Source organism: Bordetella genomosp. 13, assembly GCF_002119665.1.
Taxonomy (GTDB): domain Bacteria; phylum Pseudomonadota; class Gammaproteobacteria; order Burkholderiales; family Burkholderiaceae_B; genus Bordetella.
Map to the genome: position 1 here is coordinate 2260317 of NZ_CP021111.1, position 15673 is coordinate 2275989.

At 69.2% G+C, this 15673-nt stretch carries 16 protein-coding genes; 3 read left to right on the forward strand and 13 right to left on the reverse strand.

Going from position 1 to position 15673, the window contains the following annotated elements:
• Window positions 1-223 precede the first annotated feature (223 nt).
• Window positions 224-1033, forward strand: a complete 810-nt coding sequence (locus CAL15_RS10245; protein ID WP_086078496.1) for a FadR/GntR family transcriptional regulator — start codon at window positions 224-226, stop codon at window positions 1031-1033.
• A 77-nt stretch (window positions 1034-1110) separates the two neighbouring features.
• Here the strand turns inward: CAL15_RS10245 and CAL15_RS10250 are convergent, their stop codons facing one another.
• On the reverse strand, window positions 1111-1848 hold the full coding sequence (locus CAL15_RS10250) for a MipA/OmpV family protein (protein ID WP_232468175.1): 738 nt from the start codon (window positions 1846-1848) through the stop codon (window positions 1111-1113).
• 177 nt (window positions 1849-2025) lie between these two features.
• Here CAL15_RS10250 and CAL15_RS10255 point away from each other — a divergent pair, with 177 nt between their 5' ends.
• Both CAL15_RS10255 and CAL15_RS10260 read left to right on the forward strand, forming a co-directional pair.
• Window positions 2026-2694, forward strand: coding sequence for a response regulator transcription factor (locus CAL15_RS10255; RefSeq protein WP_086078498.1), 669 nt, complete (start codon window positions 2026-2028; stop codon window positions 2692-2694).
• A complete protein-coding gene (locus tag CAL15_RS10260; protein WP_086078499.1) occupies window positions 2691-4100 on the forward strand; it encodes an ATP-binding protein in 1410 nt (469 codons plus the stop codon). The genes CAL15_RS10255 and CAL15_RS10260 overlap by 4 nt, the downstream gene beginning before the upstream one ends.
• Before the next feature lie 63 nt (window positions 4101-4163).
• On the opposite strand, the gene trmD is transcribed toward CAL15_RS10260, so the two are convergent.
• The 12 genes from trmD to CAL15_RS10315 all read right to left on the reverse strand — a co-directional run bounded on the left by trmD (window position 4164) and on the right by CAL15_RS10315 (window position 15671).
• Window positions 4164-4937: a tRNA (guanosine(37)-N1)-methyltransferase TrmD gene (trmD, locus tag CAL15_RS10265; RefSeq protein ID WP_086078500.1), complete on the reverse strand. Its 774-nt coding sequence runs from the start codon at window positions 4935-4937 to the stop codon at window positions 4164-4166.
• Window positions 4938-4940: 3 nt separating this feature from the next.
• Window positions 4941-5549: a ribosome maturation factor RimM gene (gene rimM, locus CAL15_RS10270; RefSeq protein ID WP_420042543.1), complete on the reverse strand. Its 609-nt coding sequence runs from the start codon at window positions 5547-5549 to the stop codon at window positions 4941-4943.
• 58 nt (window positions 5550-5607) lie between these two features.
• Window positions 5608-5868: a 30S ribosomal protein S16 gene (rpsP, locus tag CAL15_RS10275; RefSeq protein ID WP_086078502.1), complete on the reverse strand. Its 261-nt coding sequence runs from the start codon at window positions 5866-5868 to the stop codon at window positions 5608-5610.
• Between the two features lie 114 nt (window positions 5869-5982).
• The gene (locus CAL15_RS24385) at window positions 5983-6135 is read right to left on the reverse strand and encodes a hypothetical protein (protein ID WP_157666638.1); all 153 of its coding nucleotides are present in this window, start codon (window positions 6133-6135) and stop codon (window positions 5983-5985) included.
• Window positions 6136-6181: 46 nt separating this feature from the next.
• Complete coding sequence (locus CAL15_RS10280; RefSeq protein ID WP_086078503.1) at window positions 6182-6442, reverse strand: sulfurtransferase TusA family protein; 261 nt, start codon at window positions 6440-6442, stop codon at window positions 6182-6184.
• Complete coding sequence (gene alaS / locus CAL15_RS10285) at window positions 6429-9047, reverse strand: alanine--tRNA ligase (protein WP_086078504.1); 2619 nt, start codon at window positions 9045-9047, stop codon at window positions 6429-6431. Before alaS ends, CAL15_RS10280 begins: the two co-directional genes overlap by 14 nt.
• A 75-nt stretch (window positions 9048-9122) precedes the next feature.
• On the reverse strand, window positions 9123-10184 hold the full coding sequence (locus CAL15_RS10290; protein WP_086078505.1) for a prepilin-type N-terminal cleavage/methylation domain-containing protein: 1062 nt from the start codon (window positions 10182-10184) through the stop codon (window positions 9123-9125).
• 28 nt (window positions 10185-10212) lie between these two features.
• A complete protein-coding gene (locus CAL15_RS10295) occupies window positions 10213-10827 on the reverse strand; it encodes a type 4 pilus major pilin (RefSeq protein ID WP_086078506.1) in 615 nt (204 codons plus the stop codon).
• 67 nt (window positions 10828-10894) lie between these two features.
• On the reverse strand, window positions 10895-12004 hold the full coding sequence (locus CAL15_RS10300; protein ID WP_086078507.1) for a general secretion pathway protein: 1110 nt from the start codon (window positions 12002-12004) through the stop codon (window positions 10895-10897).
• Between the two features lie 83 nt (window positions 12005-12087).
• Window positions 12088-13845 carry a GspE/PulE family protein gene (locus CAL15_RS10305; protein ID WP_086078508.1) on the reverse strand — a complete coding sequence of 586 codons (1758 nt, stop codon included), beginning with the start codon at window positions 13843-13845 and terminating at the stop codon, window positions 12088-12090.
• The gene (locus CAL15_RS10310) at window positions 13838-14296 is read right to left on the reverse strand and encodes a hypothetical protein (protein WP_232468176.1); all 459 of its coding nucleotides are present in this window, start codon (window positions 14294-14296) and stop codon (window positions 13838-13840) included. Before CAL15_RS10310 ends, CAL15_RS10305 begins: the two co-directional genes overlap by 8 nt.
• An 82-nt stretch (window positions 14297-14378) precedes the next feature.
• The gene (locus CAL15_RS10315) at window positions 14379-15671 is read right to left on the reverse strand and encodes a type 4b pilus protein PilO2 (protein ID WP_086078509.1); all 1293 of its coding nucleotides are present in this window, start codon (window positions 15669-15671) and stop codon (window positions 14379-14381) included.
• Between the last annotated feature and the right edge of the window lie 2 nt (window positions 15672-15673).

A 15673-nucleotide genomic window follows, 5' to 3' on the forward strand; every position in this document is an offset into this window, starting at 1 on the left:
AGCCTACAAACGGATGTCAACAATCGTTTGTCTATTGCGAATATCGGACTTATGGATGGGGAAAACCCGAATGAACTCAGCCTAGAAAGTGCCTGGCATGGCCACCCCAACGCTACAATCCCATGACCGCGGTGAGTAAAGCAGGAACACGGCGAATGTCCTGCGCGGTGCCGGAAGCAGGCCGGCTGCATCTATACCCATAACCGCATCCACAAGCTGGCCTATGACGTTTGAACCCGTGCAGTCCTATACGCGCGTCCGTCTGTCGGATGTCGTGTCAGACCAGATCAAAGCCTTGATTGCCAAGGGCGAACTCAGCCCCGGCCAGCGGCTGCCCGCCGAGCGCGACCTGTCCGTCCAGCTGAACGTGTCGCGGGCATCGCTGCGCGAAGCGCTGGTGCGCCTCGAGGCCGACCGCTATATCGTGTCCGAAGGGCGCGGCGGCTTCGTCGTGGCGGACATCACCAACGAATTCGTCTCGAACCCGCTGGCGGAACTGATCATGCAGCGGCCCAGCGCCAGCGTCGACGTGCTGGAATTGCGCATGGGCATGGAAGGGTTGGCCACGGAGCTGGCCACGCAGCGCGCCACCCGGCATGACAAGGACAAGATCCGCGACGCCTTCGAAACGCTGCGCGCCCATACGCTGAAGATCGAACGAGCCCAGCTGGCGGCTTACGATGCCCGCTTCCACCTGGCCATTGCCGCGGCCACGCACAACTTCGCCATCATCCACGTCATGAACGGCCTGCACGGGCTGGTGCGCGAATCGATGCACAAATCGCACGGGCTGTTCGACTACGACCGTGACGTGGAGCTGCATCTGCTCGAGCAGCACGAGCACATCTTCGACAGGGTGATGTCGGGCGATGCCGGCGGCGCGCGCAAGGCCGCCGAAGAGCATTTGATCTACGTGCAGACCTTGTACGAGCGGCACGCGGCCACGCATGGCGAGCTGACGCGCGATCAACTGGCCGGCATCGCAAGAGGCGCGCGCGCCGTGGCGATGCGCAGCGGCGGCGAGCCCCACTGACGAAGCTGCCGGCGCATCGATGGGAAACATGCCGGCGAACGCGCTTCGAACGTGCTTCGCGCGACGTCCGAGCGTAATCAGAACCTGTAAAGCACGCCCACGCTGCCGAACAAGCCGGTCTCGCGTTCGACGATGGGACTATCGCGGGCGTCGCCAAGCAGCGTACGAACGCCGGCGGTGGTGTTCACGCTCCAGCTGCCGCCCAGTTGATGCGTCCACGTGGCGTACAGCGTTGCATTGCGCAAGCCCGAGCCCGCGTCATAGGCCCGCAGGCGGCCGTCGCTGCGCGCGGCCTGTCTTTCGCTGACGCCGAACCACGTCTGCATGGCGTCGTCGTTGGACCACTCGGTGCTGACACCCACCGTGAGATGGTCGCGCTGCGCGCGCAGCACCTGGTACGAGGCGCGCAGCTCCAACGTGCCGCCGTAGCCGCTTTTGGCCGCCTGCCGGTAGGCCGCGCCAAGGCGGAAGCGGTCGGGCGCCCACTCGACGAAGCCGCCGTACAACGCGTGCGTATCGATGTCGCCCATCCCGTGCAGCCTCGAGCCATCGTCTTCGTCGCGGCCCATGTTGAGGCTGGCGAAGACGCCGGCGGTGACGTCGGGCAGCAGTGTTGTCTTCAGGCCCACGGACGGCAGGCCGCCGCGCGGCGAGATGAAGAACGGACCCGCCTCGTAGTTGATGATCGGCAGAGGACGCACGCGATATTCGTCGGACCCTTCGTAACGCGGCACGACGGCGGCACCGAGGCCGATGAAATTTTCCTGCGCGTGCGCCGGCTGCAGCACGGCTCCCGCGAGTAGCACTCCGGCCATGGCCGACAAACCTCGCCTCATGACAATTCCCTTTAATATTCCCCGGGGCCGCCCGTTGCGGCGCCAGACGCGGCAGATTGTGGGGCGAGGCCTTTAAATTCTTTTTAACGGCGTACCTCCACACTGTGCGGCCTGGACGGCATCGCGTCCTCACCCGTTCCCGGAGCACTTTCGACAATGCAGATCCTGCTGGTGGAAGACGACGCCATGCTGGGCGAGGCCATGCAGGCCGGGCTGGCGCGCGGGCTGACCGCGCAGGTGGATTGGGTCCGCGACGCGGCGGCTGCCCGCGTGGCGCTGATCGATCACCGCTATCGCGCGGTGCTGCTCGACGTGGGCCTGCCCGGCGAATCGGGCCTGACCGTGCTGCATGCGATGCGCACCGCGTACGACACTACGCCAGTGCTGCTGGTGACGGCGCGCGACCAGCTCAGCGATCGCATACGCGGCCTGGACGCGGGCGCTGACGACTACATCATCAAGCCCTTCCAGCTCGAGGAACTGCTGGCGCGGCTGCGCGCGGTGATACGCCGCAGCAGCAACCAGGTGGCGCCGATGATCCGCCACGGCGAGGTCACCCTCGATCCCTCGGCCCGCGTGGTCCGGCGCGGCGAAACCACCGTGGCCCTCAGCGCGAACGAATACCGCACGCTGCTGGCGCTGTTCGAGCGGCGCGGCCGCGCCACCACCCGCGAGCAACTCGAGGACGCGGTCTATGGCGACCACGGCACCATCGAAAGCAACACCGTCGCGGTATATGTGCATCAGCTGCGCCGCAAGCTGGGCGACGGCCTGATCGAAACCGTGCACGGCTACGGATATCGCATTCCCGAGGATGGCGCATGAGCAGATGCCGCCAGCGCAACTCGCTCAAGCGCCGCATGCTGCTGGCGCTGCTGGTCACCGTGCTGCTGAACTGGGTGACGTGGCTGGCGCTGCAGGCGCGTGAAATGGGAAGCCAGCAGACCGGATCGTGGGATGGCAATTTGCAGGACGTTGCGCAAAAGGCCCTGCTGTCGCTGCCCGGGCCCATGCCGCCTTCGTCCCGATCCAACGGTTACCACTTGCCCGACAACGCCATTCCAAAGGAGGACGGACTGGCGCTGCAGGCCTGGCAGTTGCGCGGCGGCCAGCCGGAACTGGTGCTGCGCTCGCCCGAGGCGCCGCACACGCCGATGACCCAGGACTTCGGCCGGCTGGGCTTCAGCGACGTCACCATCAACGGCGAGCCGTGGCGCGTCTACGCCTTGAACGACCGCGACGTACGCATCCAGGTACAGGTCGGCCGCCCGATCAGCCATCGCCGCGCCGAGTTCAACCGGTGGCTGGCCGAGAGCCTCAAGGCCACCGCGATACTGCTGGGCCTGCTGTGCCTGTCTGTGTTCTGCGTGCTGCGGCGCGGCCTGCGCAGCATCGACAACATGCGCGCCCTCATGCAGCAGCGCGATCCGTTCGACCTCACCCCCCTGCCCGTGCAGGACATCCCGCTCGAACTGCAGCCGCTGGTCGAATCGGTGAACCGGCTGCTGGAGCGCCTGGAAACCGCGATGACGCGTGAAAGGCGACTGATCGCCGATGCCGCGCACGAGTTGCGCACGCCGCTCGCGGTGGTGACCACGCAGGCCGAGCTGGCGCACAGCGCCGCGCTCGCCGAGGACAAGAACGAGGCACTGGACAAGCTGATGCATGCCGCGCGCCGCGCCACACGGCTGTCCGAGCAGTTGCTGGATCAGGCCCGCCTGGACGCGCTGGAACGCGCGCCGACCGAACCCGTCAACCTGGCCGCGCTGGTGGCGATGGTGGTGCACGATCACGAGTCCGCCGCACGCGCCAAGCGGCAGCGAATACGCCTGGACGTGCAGACGTGCAGCACGCGGGGCGACCTGGACGCGCTGGGCATCCTGGTCGGCAACCTGGTCGACAACGCGCTGCGCTACACGCCCGAGGACGGCCGCATCGACGTGACGTGCGCGCCCGGCCCCGACGGCGGCGCGATACTGTGCGTGGCCGACAACGGGCCCGGCGTGCCGGAGGAAGAATGCGAGCGCATCTTCCAGCGCTTCTACCGGGCGCAGGGCAACAGCCAGCGCGGCAGCGGCATCGGGCTGTCGCTGGTGGCGCAAATCGCGCAACTGCATGGGGCACGCGTCGAATGCGGACCGGGCGCGGACGGCATAGGGTTTCGCATTCAGGTGATGTTCGCGCCGCCCGCCGCGGGGCCGGCACGGAAGGAAGCCGACGCGGCCGCGTAGCGCCAGGACGATGCGAAGACGACGATACGGAGGCGAGCCGGCCTTCCGAGCGCCGCGCGCTACCTAGTCGCGTGGCGTATTCGCCAGCGTGGCGAGGAAGCGCTCGTCGGCCTGGGTAAGCCGGCCTGCCGCGCGCGCCTGCACGATCAGGTCGGGGCGCCGCTGCGCGGTAAGCGTCAATGACTGTTCGCGCCGCCAGCGCGCGATGTGCGCGTGATGGCCGCTGAGCAAGGGCGCGGGCACCGCGACGCCCTCATAGACTTCGGGACGCGTGTAGTGCGGGCTGTCGAGCAAGCCGTCCAGCGCGGGATTGAAGGAATCCTGCAGGGCCGAGGCGCCGTCGTTGAGCACGCCCGGCAAGAGCCGCACGGCGGCATCCACCATGGCCAGCGCGGCGAGCTCGCCGCCGGACAGCACGAAGTCGCCCAGCGACAGTTCCAGCGTGACGCAGCGCTCGATGAACCGCTGATCCACGCCCTCGTAACGGCCGCAGATGAAGATGGCGCCGCTGCCCGCCGCCAGCTCGCCGGCGGCCTGCTGGTCATAGCGGCGGCCGGTTGGCGACAACAGGATCACCGGCGCCGCGGCCAGGCTTTGTTGCGTGCGGGCCGCCTGCGCAGCGCCGACGGCCGCCTCGAGCGGGGCGGCCATCATCACCATGCCGGGTCCGCCGCCATAGGGCCGGTCGTCCACCGTGCGGTGCACGTCGTGCGTGAAATCGCGCGGGTTCCAGGTGTGCAGGGACCAGATGCCCTGCCCGTGCGCACGGCCGGTGACGCCCTGGTCGCGCACCAGGGCGAACATGTCAGGGAACAGCGTGACGACGTCGAAGCGCATCGGTCAGTATTCGACCGGCCAGTCGCTGTCGATGCGGCGAGCCGTCAGGTCGACTCCGTGGATGTGGGCCTGCACGAACGGCACCAGCAGCTCGATGGGACGCCCCTTGGCATCGAGCACCGGCTGGGGCTCCGCCCCTTCGGCCTCGACCTGGCGCGCCACGCGCAGGATGGCGTGCGCGCCATTGTCCATGACTTCCTCGACGCGGCCCAGCAGTTGCGCGGGCCCGTCGGCGGTGCTGTACAACGCACAGCCGATCAGGTCGACCCAATAGTATTCGTCTTCTTCGGGCTGGGGAAAGACGCTGCGCGACGCCAGCACGGCGCAGCCGCGCAGGGCTTCGGCCTGATCGCGGTCGACGAGCCCCTGCAGCATTGCCACCACGGTAGCTCCCTGAGCGCGTGCCTGCACCACGGTGTAGGAAACGGGTTCAGGCGCAACCGCGCCCCGCGCCGCTTGCGGCACGGGGCGTACGAGCCACCATTGCTTGACCGAGCGCAGCACTTCGGCCTGCGCGGAATGCGGCTGGACCTTGACCCAGCCCTTGACGCCATAGGCCGCCGTGATGCGGCCGAGTTCGACCAGATCGGCGGGAACCGCGCTTGCGTTCACGGGTTGCTGCACGCCAACTGCGGCAAGGCCGGAGTTCTGGCCGGATTCAGCCGACGGCTCAGGCCGCGGCCGAAACCTTGGCCGAGTATTCCTTGACCAGGCGCTCGACGGCGGGCGACAGTTGCGCGCCGTTGCTGGTCCAGTACTGGACGCGATCCAGGGCGATGCGCAGGTTTTCCGTGCCTTCGCTTCCGACCGGATTGTAGAAGCCGACGCGCTCGACGAAACGGCCATCGCGGCGATTGCGCGAATCCGTGGCCACCAGGTTGTAGAACGGACGCTTCTTGGAGCCGCCGCGGGCCAGACGAATCACCACCATAGGTAATCCCTTGAATTAGTTGTGAAAAGCAGAAAATTCTAGCACCTTTCGCACCACTGTGGCAAACATGGGCTTTTCGCAACACGCCAAGCCCGAGCGGGCGAGGCCGTCATGCTACAGAGAGCCGGCCTTCTTCACGCTGAAATAGCGGTCGATCAGCGCCTCGGACAGCTGCCCGGGCTCGGCGTCGATGACCAGCCTCTCCGTACTGGCCAGGCGCTGGAGGGAGTCGCGGCGGGCCTGGGCGAACAGGTGCGCGGCGGCCACCTCGACGGGACTGCATTGCCACCGTGTACGGGCAAGCGTGAAAGGCTCAGCGGCGCTGCAGAAAGTGCGCCGTACGGCCGTCCTGCTGCTGTTGCGCCAGCAGGGTGTTGCCGGTCTGGCGCGCGAAGGCCTGGAAGTCTCGCACCGCGTTGGGATCGGTGGTAAGCACGCGCAGCACGTCCCCGCTGTCCATCTGCGCCAGGGCTTTCTTGGCGCGCAGGATGGGCAGCGGGCAATTCAGGCCGGTGGCATCGACCTCGTGCTGATGGGCCGGCGGCACGACGCCGGTATCGTCAGAGCCGCTCATCGAGCCACTTCTGCACGCTGGCGACGGCGGCCGGCAGGGCCTTGGCGTCGGTGCCGCCCCCCATGGCCATGTCGGGGCGGCCGCCACCCTTGCCGCCCACCTGGCCGGCCACGAAACCGACGAGGTCGCCGGCCTTGACGCGGCTGGTGAGGTCGGCGGTGACGCCGCCCACCAGGCTGATCTTGCCGTCGCCGCCCGCGGCCAACAGCACCACGGCGGACTTCAGGCGGTCTTTCAGGCTGTCGACCATACCGCGCAGCGCCTTGGGATCGACTTCGCCCAGGCTTGCCGCCACGAGCTTCACGCCCTTGACCTCGGCGGCCTTGTCGGCCAGGTCGCTGCCGGCGCTGGCGGCCAGCTTGGCGCGCGCCTGCTCAAGTTCCTTCTCGAGCGACTTCACCTGGTCCTGCACCTGCGCAATGCGTTCGGGCAGGTCGGCCACGGTGCTGCGCAGCGCGCCCGCGGCGCGCTGCAGCAGCGCGTTCTGCTGTTGCACCCAGGCCAGGGCGTTGTCGCCGGTGATGGCCTCGACGCGGCGCACGCCGGCTGCCACGCCGGACTCGGACACGATCTTGAACAGGCCGATGTCGCCGGTGCGCATGACATGGGTGCCGCCGCACAGCTCGCGCGAGAAGCCGATGTCGAGCACGCGCACGGTGTCGCCGTACTTCTCGCCGAACAGCGCCATCGCGCCGCCCTTGACGGCCTCGTCATAGGCCATGACGCTGGCCTGCGTGGCGTGGTTGGACAGCACTTCGGCGTTGACGATGGCCTCGACCTGCGCGATCTGGTCGGCCGTGACGGGCGCGTCGTGCGCGAAGTCGAAGCGCGTCTTGTCGGGATCGACCAGCGAGCCGCGCTGCTGCACGTGGCTGCCCAGCACCTGGCGCAGGGCCTTGTGCATGAGGTGGGTGGCCGAGTGGTTGCGCACGGTGCGCGCGCGGCGTACGGCATCGACCCGCGCGAGGACGGTATCGCCCACGGCCAGCGCGCCCGACTCGAGCTTGCCATGGTGGCCGAACACGCCGACCTGGATCTTGAGGGTGTCGGCCACGGCGAAGCGTACGCCGTCGGCCTCGAGCAGGCCGGTGTCGCCCACCTGGCCGCCGGACTCGGCATAGAACGGCGTGGCGTCCAGCACCACGACGGCGTTCTGGCCGGCTTCGACGCGCTCGACGCGGGTGCCGTCCACGTACAGCGCCACCACCTTGACGCCGGACATCTCGAGGTTTTCGTAGCCTTCGAAGCGGGTTTGCGCGCCTTCGTAGCTGAGGCCTTCGGCCATCTTGAACTTGCCGGCCGCACGCGCCTGGTCGCGCTGGCGCTCCATGGCGGCCTCGAAGCCAGGCATGTCGATGTTCACGTCGCGTTCGCGGCAGATGTCGGCGGTGAGGTCGACCGGGAACCCGTAGGTGTCGTACAGCGTGAACAGCGTGTTGCCGTCGAGCTGTCCGCCCTTGGGCACGTTGGCCAGCGCGGTATCCAGGATCTTCATGCCGTTTTCGAGCGTTTCGCCGAAGCGCTCTTCTTCCTGCTTCAGCACCTGCGCCACGCGGGCCGAGGCCTGCTCCAGCTCGGGATAGGCGGCGCCCATTTCAGCCACCAGATCGGCCACCAGGCGATGGAAGAACGGCTTGGTCTGGCCCAGCTTGTAGCCATGGCGCAGCGCGCGGCGCACGATGCGGCGCAGCACGTAGCCGCGGCCTTCGTTGCTGGGAATGACGCCGTCGACGATGAGGAACGAGCAGGCGCGGATGTGGTCGGCGATGACCTTCAGCGAGTTGTCGGCCAGGTCCTGCACGCCGGTCTCGCGCGCGGCGGCGCGGATCAGCTTCTGGAACAGGTCGATCTCGTAGTTGGAATGCACGTGCTGCAGCACGGCGGCGATGCGTTCCAGGCCCATGCCGGTATCGACACAGGGCTTGGGCAGGGGCGTCATGTTGCCGGCGGCATCGCGCTCGAATTGCATGAACACCAGGTTCCAGATCTCGATGTAGCGGTCGCCGTCTTCCTCGGGGGACCCCGGAGGGCCGCCCCAGACGTCGGGACCGTGGTCGTAGAAGATCTCGGAGCACGGACCGCAGGGACCGGTATCGGCCATCTGCCAGAAATTATCGGAAGCGTAGCGCGCGCCCTTGTTGTCGCCGATGCGGATGATGCGCTCGGTGGGCACGCCGACTTCCTTCGCCCAGATGTCGTAGGCCTCGTCGTCTTCCTGGTAGACCGTGACCCAGAGCTTTTCCGCCGGCAGGCCATAGACCTTGGTCAGCAGCTCCCAGGCGTACTGGATGGCTTCGCGCTTGAAGTAGTCGCCGAAGCTGAAGTTGCCCAGCATCTCGAAGAAGGTGTGATGCCGCGCCGTATAGCCCACGTTCTCGAGGTCGTTGTGCTTGCCGCCCGCGCGCACGCTGCGCTGCGACGACGTGGCGCGGGAGTAGCTGCGCGATTCCTTGCCCGTGAACACGTCCTTGAACTGCACCATGCCCGAGTTGGTGAAGAGCAGCGTAGGATCGTTGGCAGGCACCAGCGACGAGGACGGCACAATGGTGTGCCCCTTGGACTGGAAGAACTGCAGGAACTTCTGGCGAATCTCGGAGGATTTCATCGTGGATGACGCGGGATCTAGGCGAATCGTTGATTATAGAGGCTCGCCGGCGGTCCGGTGGGGCCGGCCACCCCGCTACCGCACGCAGATGTAGCCGGTCGTCCACCCCTCGTCGTCGTTCCATTTCCCGCCGTAGGACACGATCACCGCCTGGTAACCGTAGCCGCAGTAGCAGCCGCCGGTGCGAGGGTTCACCGTCGACTCGCCCGTATGCAGGCTGCACCCAAATCGGTTGTTGTACGAGAACGCGCCGCCGAAGCCGGCATCCTCGGCGGCCCATCCTCCGTCTCGGCAGGTCAGCACCCCGCCCCTGCCGGAGCGCGCGACCAGCCCCTCCTGGCTGCAGGCGTCGCCGGGCCAGGCGACACCCACTTCCAGGTATTCCGACGTGGCCAGCCTTCCACGTGCGTGGATCCTGCCGGCGGAATCGATGCTTCCCGCGGTGGTCAGATTGGACTGCAGTTGCGGGTCGCGCGTATCGAAGCGCCGGACGTAGCGGTCCGCGGTGGCGGCATCCAGCCCCGCCCACAGCACCGGCGTGCCCGCCGGCAGCGCCGCGGCGCCGGGCGCGTATGGATTGGGAAAGTCGAACGCCGTGCCCCGCAGCCGCCCGCCCCCATCTGCGGTGGCATAGCCGCCATAGCCGGCGGCCGCGGCCGTCAGGACGGCCATGCGCATCAGGTCGGGCGCGCCGTCCGCCGCCCGCAACGGCTGCGTCGAGTACACCAGTGCATCGATCCGGCACGCAGGCCCCGGGCAGGCGTTGGGGCGCAGCAGGCGCACCCGTGCCTGTGCGGCGCCGGCGACCGTTTCGGGAAAGCCCGCGGGCAGCAGGCCTTCGGCCTTGAACTCGGCGAGGGTGGGCGCCAGGGGATCGGCATACAGGGGCCTGCCTTGGCCATCCTGCGGGCGCGTGCCGGCGGCGAGACTGTCGAAATGGCGCTCGAGCATGTGGCTGGCGGCCTGCCGGATCTCGAGCAGCCAGGCGCCGACAGCCTGCGCCGCCGCGTCGTCGGCGCGCCGCATCAGCGCGGCCGAACCCCATACCGCCAGCACGGTGCCGATCAACAGCGCAATGGACAGCTCGAGCAGCGCGAAGCCGGCAGCCCGGGCCGGACGCGAGACAATGAAAGGCATGGACGTAGGCACGCAACGCATGTCGACCTCAGCGCGCGGTGAACACGAAACTGTTGTTGTCGCCCTGCGCGCACTGCGCCTCGGCGCGCGTGGCCAGGTATGCCAGCGGCGGCGTGGCCGTGGTGTCCTTGACCACCACGGCGCCGCCCTGCCCTCGCACCGAAATGATCTCGGCGGCGCGCTGCATGACCGAGGCGATGCCGGGACACGCCGCATGACTGACATTGACCAGGGTGAGCGTGAAGCCCGAACCGGCGCCTCCGGACGCGAACGCCGCCGGGGCCAGCGTGACGACGCCATTGCCCGCGGTGCCGTTGCCTCCGAGCCCGTGCGCGACTACGGAGGTCGCGCCGGTGCCGCTGACGGACAGCACGCTGGAGTCGCGCAGGGCATTGGCCAGCGCCCCCGTATCGATGCCGGCGTAAGGCGTCGGCCCGGCGCCCTGGGCGTTGGCCTTGGTGCGGGCCACGAAGCGCTGCAGCTCCTCGCCGACGTTCGGCACCTTGTTCTCGACCACGTAGTTGCCGATGGCCGGAATGCCCAGGATGGACACCAGCAGGATGATCGCGGTGACGATGGAAACCTCGATCAGGGAAAGGCCGCGCTGCAGACGCGGCACGGCTGCGATGGATGGGCAATGCATGAAGGCAGGTCTCCTGGAAATGAAAACGCCGATGAGCGGCGGATGCCGCGAGCCGGCGGACATGGACTCAGCGGCTGGCATGGAAGTGGGTCAGCGCACGGCGCAGTTCGTCGATCGCGGCGTAGTGCCATAGCGCCAGGCCGACCACAGCGCCGGCCGCGCCCAGCAGCAACAGCCAGCGCGCGCCCTGGGCCTGGCGCCGCACGCGCGCCACGGTGTGCGACTCGATGCGCGCACGCGCCTGCCGCAGGCCGCCGGCCAGGCCATGCGCGCCGACCATGTCGGACATGAACCACCACAGCTCGCGCTCGAAGAGTCCCGTATCCAGGCTTTCGGCGCCGACGATGCCCGCGTCGATGCGCGCCAGCATGGCGCCGACATGACTGGCCAGCCAGGGCCGCGCGTTCCACGCGAACGCGGCCAGCGCCGCGCGCAGCCGGGTGTCGATGTTGCCGCGCTGGCGCAGCAGCACCGACAGCATGGCGAGGAACCGGATGGCATGGAAACTGCGATACAGGCGCCAGACTGCCCAAGCGTCCAACACGGTTCGCATCCGCCCCGTCATGTTGGGCAGCGACCAAAGCACCAGCAGCGCGCCGGCCGGCAGCGCGAAGCTCCACAACGGCAGCGCCTGCCGTATGACGGCGGCCATCGCATACAGGCGGCGGGCCAGCGGGCCGATGTACTCGGGCGGCAGCCCCTGGAACACCTGTTGCAGGCGCGGCACCGTGAAATACGGCACCGCGCACAGCAGCGCGATGGCCACGACCAGGGCCGCCAACCCGGCCACGAGCGTGGCGAGCAATTCGTCTCGCAGCCCGCGCACCAGCCTGACGGCGTGCGCCAGGTCGCGCAGTACCTCGACGAGCGCATCGCCGCCCGCGGCCTGGGCCGATGCGACCAGCAGGCATTCGTCGGCAGGCAGCGCGTCGGCCCAGGCGGCGGCAAGGTCGCCGCCGCTGTCCTGATATCGCCGCGCCCAGCGCTGCGACAGGCGGCCGCGCACCGTGCCCGCGCCATAGCGCTGCGCATCGTCCTCGAAATGATCCAGCAAGGTCTTGCGACCCTGCAGCGCGTGCAGGACTTCGGCGAGGTACGCGTAGTAATCGGCCCGCGCGGCGAGAAAGCGCCAGGCGTCGATACGTTCGCCGCACTGCGCGGCCCAGCGCTGCGCCATGGCCGCAAGGGCATTGCCGGCGCCAACCGGCGCGCCATCCTGGCGAGCACGCCGCGGGCCGGGCTGGGGGCGGCTTGCGCGGATCATGATGCGGCCCGTCCTGCCGGCGCCGCTGCCCGCGGCACGGCGTCGCCGCCCATGCCGAACTGGCGGGCGAGCGTGCGGGCATCCAGTTCCCCCTGCACGGCCTTGTACGCCGCGCACAGATGCACGGGCTTGCCTCCCATGTAGGGGTCGTCGACCGCGGTGCGCGGCATGGTGGCGAGATGACGCATCAGGCCCGGATTGTCGCGGCGCCGGATGCAATCGAGCAGCGCCTCGTCCTGGGCGGGCGCGTACATCTCGGCCACGACCGTGCGGCCGAGATAGCCGGTGAGCCGGTCGCGCGTGTCCGCCAGCGATGCCTGCATGCAGGCGGGGCAGCCGGTCGGATTGCGGACGCGCAGCCGCGCGGGGTCGACGCCGCATTCCCTCTGCAAGGCCGCGGCCCAGTTCGACCACCCTGCCGCGGCGGCATCCCTGCCGCGCGACAACGAATCGAAAGGCAGTGCGCACGCGGGGCACAGCCGAGGCAGAAGCGTCTGATACACCAACAGCTTCAGCACGCCGGGCGTGGCCAGGAAGTCGCGCGAGATGCCGATGAAGTCGGAGGCCAGGCGTTCAGGAATCATCAGTGCCGAACCGGTATGCGTGGTGGTGTAGACATTGACCCCGCTGCCGGCCAGGTCCATGAAGGCGCGGCCGGTCTCGCGGTCGCGCACCTCGCCGATCAACAGGTCGTTCATGGCCGAACGCTTGATGGTGCGCAACTTCGCGGCGAACGGAAAGGCCTCGTCCTCGTCCAGCGCCCGGCCCACGGTGTTCTGCACCGCGTTGTCGATCAGATATTCGACGGGGTCTTCCAGCGTGATCACTTTGCGCAACGGGTCGATGCCGCGCATCAGCGTGGCGATGGTGGTGGACTTGCCCGAACCCACGATGCCGGCCAGTACGATGGCTCCGCCTTCCCGGTCGCGTGCGCGCTCCAGCGTGCCCACCTGCGACGGCAGATAGCCCAGGGCCTCGAGGGTGGCGCTGTCCGAGTGCGCTTCCAGGCGCAGCAACCGCAGGCACACAGAGGGCCCCGCATCCGCGGCGAGCGAAGCCCAGCGCAGCATGTACGGAACGCCGTCGACCTGTAGCTCGATGCGGCCCTGCTGCTCGATGCGCGGATCGAACACGGCGCCATTGCCGCCGCGCACGTCCATCCAGGCCACCGCCAGCACTTCGACCAGCGTGGCGGCCGCGATGCCCTCGAAACACGCCGGCGCCACATAGGCACCGTTGATCGTGTAGCGCACCTGGGATCGGCTTGCGCGCTGGCCGCCGCGCTCGCCGCCGCTCTCATCCACATTGATGTGCAGGTCGCTGGCTCCCGCGCGCACGCCCCAGCGCACGAACTCGGCGAACATGGCTGCCAGCGCGGATCGCTGGGCTCGCGCGGGCGCGACGCCGCGAGCGGCGGCACGGTAGGCGCTGAACTGCCCGCGCGCCACGGTCAGCAGCAGTGCCGACGAGACCACATAACGAGCCGGGTCCGCTGCGGGATAGCCCCGCCGGCGCAACATGCGCTCGACTTCGTCGGCCTGGTCGCCGGCCGCGTAGTCGGCCAGCGCGAACAGCGCGGCGCGGCCGTCCTCGAACAGGACCGGGCACAAGCGGCCCGCCAGCGCAGCAAGATCGAACTGGTCGCCCAGCGAGCGCAGGAAGCGCGGCTCGAGCATGGCCAGGTCTTCGGTGGACTCGAGCGTCGGCCAGCCCCGCGCCCGCGCGGGCGCCATCACCTGCAGCGTCTCAGTCATGGCGCGCCTCGGTATGCAGGCAGGCCGTGCGCACGGCATCGTCGCGGCGCAGGCGCACGCAGGGCAGATCGATGGCGACCAGCGCGTAGCGCGGCTCGCCGGCCTGTCCGCTCGCCCCGATGGGCCAATGCCGTCCTTGCCGATAGCGCCATACCGCGCCATTGACCGACACGTCGGCATGCAGCGCGAGGCCCACGCCATAGATGGCCACGAGATCGACGCGGTCCTGTTCGGCAGCGCCGCCGGGACCGTATGGCGCGCCGGGTCTGCCCTGCGGCTGCGCCGCGGGCGGCGCCAGCCAATCCTGCGCACGGCCCAGCCGCTGGGCGGCGGTGACGCGCGCTTCGGCGCGCATCAGATCCAGCACGGTGTCCGACTCGGGCCAGCTCGCCTGTTGCGGCGCGGCCGCGGCGGGCTCGGCGCCGCGCGCCGACAATGGCCAGAGCGGCAAGACCATAGCCAGGGCAGCACACAGGACCGCACACCGGACCGCGCGGCAGCGGGCCCCGCGGCTCGCGGCCGGGCCGCGCGGATCAATGTTCTTCATACACGGTTCCTTGAAGTTGCGCGACCAGCACGCTGGCGGCCAGGCCGCCCTGGCGGCCCGGTTCGAGCCGCAGGGTGAGCGATGACCACGATGCCGCCGTGTCGCCCAGCGCCAGGACGCCGAACGAACGCAACGGTCCGGAAATGGAGAGTTGCCGTGCGCGCAAGCGCGGCATCAGCCCGGGCTCGGACGGCGGCGCCAGCGGCATTCCTGCCGCATCGCGCGGCGCGGGCGCCGTCATCGGCACGGCCGGACTCAGCTGAACCTCGGCGAACGCCATCGCCACGCGCTGCAGATCGCTGGCGAATACCCCGGGCGCCCGGCCCATTACCCAACCGCTGGCCAGGGACCCGCCCTGGCCGGCCACCTGCCAATGCAGTGTGCTGAGGCCGACCGCCTCGAACTGCGCGTGCCAGCCCGGCGGCAGCGCGCCGGCGAGCTCGTCGAAAGCCGCCCGCGGCAATACGCGCTCGACGTGGGCCACGCAGCGCCAGACGGCAGCGTCGGGCATGCATTGCGCGCGCTGCAGGCGCCAGCCGCGCACGGCCAGGGGCATGCCGTACAGCGACTGCACGACGCGCTGCAACTCGGCCTGCGAATGGACACGCAGGCTGGCCCGCCAGGCGTCGATGGCCTCTTTCCATGCCGCGTCGGCATCGACGACGACCACATCGGAACGGCTGGCGGCACGGGTGCTTACGTAGTGCCACAGCCTGGGCAGCACGACGGCCGCGAGCAGGCCGATGGCGAATGCACGAACGGGCCAGGGCAAGCCGCCCCACCGCGTGTCCACCGCCAACAGACGCGCTGCTGGATCGCGGACCTGCCGCAGGCGGTCGAGCACCGTCGCGCCGTCCTGCACACGAAGTTCGGGCCGTTGTTCGCGCAATTCGCCGAGCGCCAGTTCGGCAGCCTGCGCGCTGGCAAAGAGCCGGTCGCCGCGCGACAGCACGGCGCCGTCCTGAGCGGCCACCAGCCAGTAGCGTTCGTCGGGCAGCGGGACAATGCAGGCCATTGCCCCGTCGGGGTACAGCTGCGCGTAGGCCTGCGCGGCCGCGTAGAGTTCGCCGCGGCGGCCCTGCCGTCCCAGGCGGGCACAGCCGCCGGCCGCCGCGCGCACGCCGCCCGCCACGTAGTGCGTGGCCTTCAATTGGCGGGCGCGCGCTCGCGCCATGGGCGCGATATGGCTGCCCACCAAGGCAAACCACGTCAGTCCGAATACCAGCGACTGGCGCGCATCTTCGCGCGCCAGGATGTATACATTGCCGGACGTGCGCATGG

Excerpts from the sequence above, each read along its gene's own strand:
- CAL15_RS10245 (WP_086078496.1), top strand. The coding sequence starts at position 224 with ATGACGTTTGAACCCGTGCAGTCCTATACGCGCGTCCGTCTGTCGGAT.
- CAL15_RS10250 (WP_232468175.1), bottom strand. The coding sequence starts at position 1,848 with ATGGCCGGAGTGCTACTCGCGGGAGCCGTGCTGCAGCCGGCGCACGCG.
- CAL15_RS10255 (WP_086078498.1), top strand. The coding sequence starts at position 2,026 with ATGCAGATCCTGCTGGTGGAAGACGACGCCATGCTGGGCGAGGCCATG.
- CAL15_RS10260 (WP_086078499.1), top strand. The coding sequence starts at position 2,691 with ATGAGCAGATGCCGCCAGCGCAACTCGCTCAAGCGCCGCATGCTGCTG.
- trmD (WP_086078500.1), bottom strand. The coding sequence starts at position 4,937 with ATGCGCTTCGACGTCGTCACGCTGTTCCCTGACATGTTCGCCCTGGTG.
- rpsP (WP_086078502.1), bottom strand. The coding sequence starts at position 5,868 with ATGGTGGTGATTCGTCTGGCCCGCGGCGGCTCCAAGAAGCGTCCGTTC.
- CAL15_RS10280 (WP_086078503.1), bottom strand. The coding sequence starts at position 6,442 with ATGAGCGGCTCTGACGATACCGGCGTCGTGCCGCCGGCCCATCAGCAC.
- alaS (WP_086078504.1), bottom strand. The coding sequence starts at position 9,047 with ATGAAATCCTCCGAGATTCGCCAGAAGTTCCTGCAGTTCTTCCAGTCC.
- CAL15_RS10290 (WP_086078505.1), bottom strand. The coding sequence starts at position 10,184 with ATGCCTTTCATTGTCTCGCGTCCGGCCCGGGCTGCCGGCTTCGCGCTG.
- CAL15_RS10295 (WP_086078506.1), bottom strand. The coding sequence starts at position 10,827 with ATGCATTGCCCATCCATCGCAGCCGTGCCGCGTCTGCAGCGCGGCCTT.
- CAL15_RS10300 (WP_086078507.1), bottom strand. The coding sequence starts at position 12,004 with ATGGCGCAGCGCTGGGCCGCGCAGTGCGGCGAACGTATCGACGCCTGG.
- CAL15_RS10305 (WP_086078508.1), bottom strand. The coding sequence starts at position 13,845 with ATGACTGAGACGCTGCAGGTGATGGCGCCCGCGCGGGCGCGGGGCTGG.
- CAL15_RS10315 (WP_086078509.1), bottom strand. The coding sequence starts at position 15,671 with ATGCGCACGTCCGGCAATGTATACATCCTGGCGCGCGAAGATGCGCGC.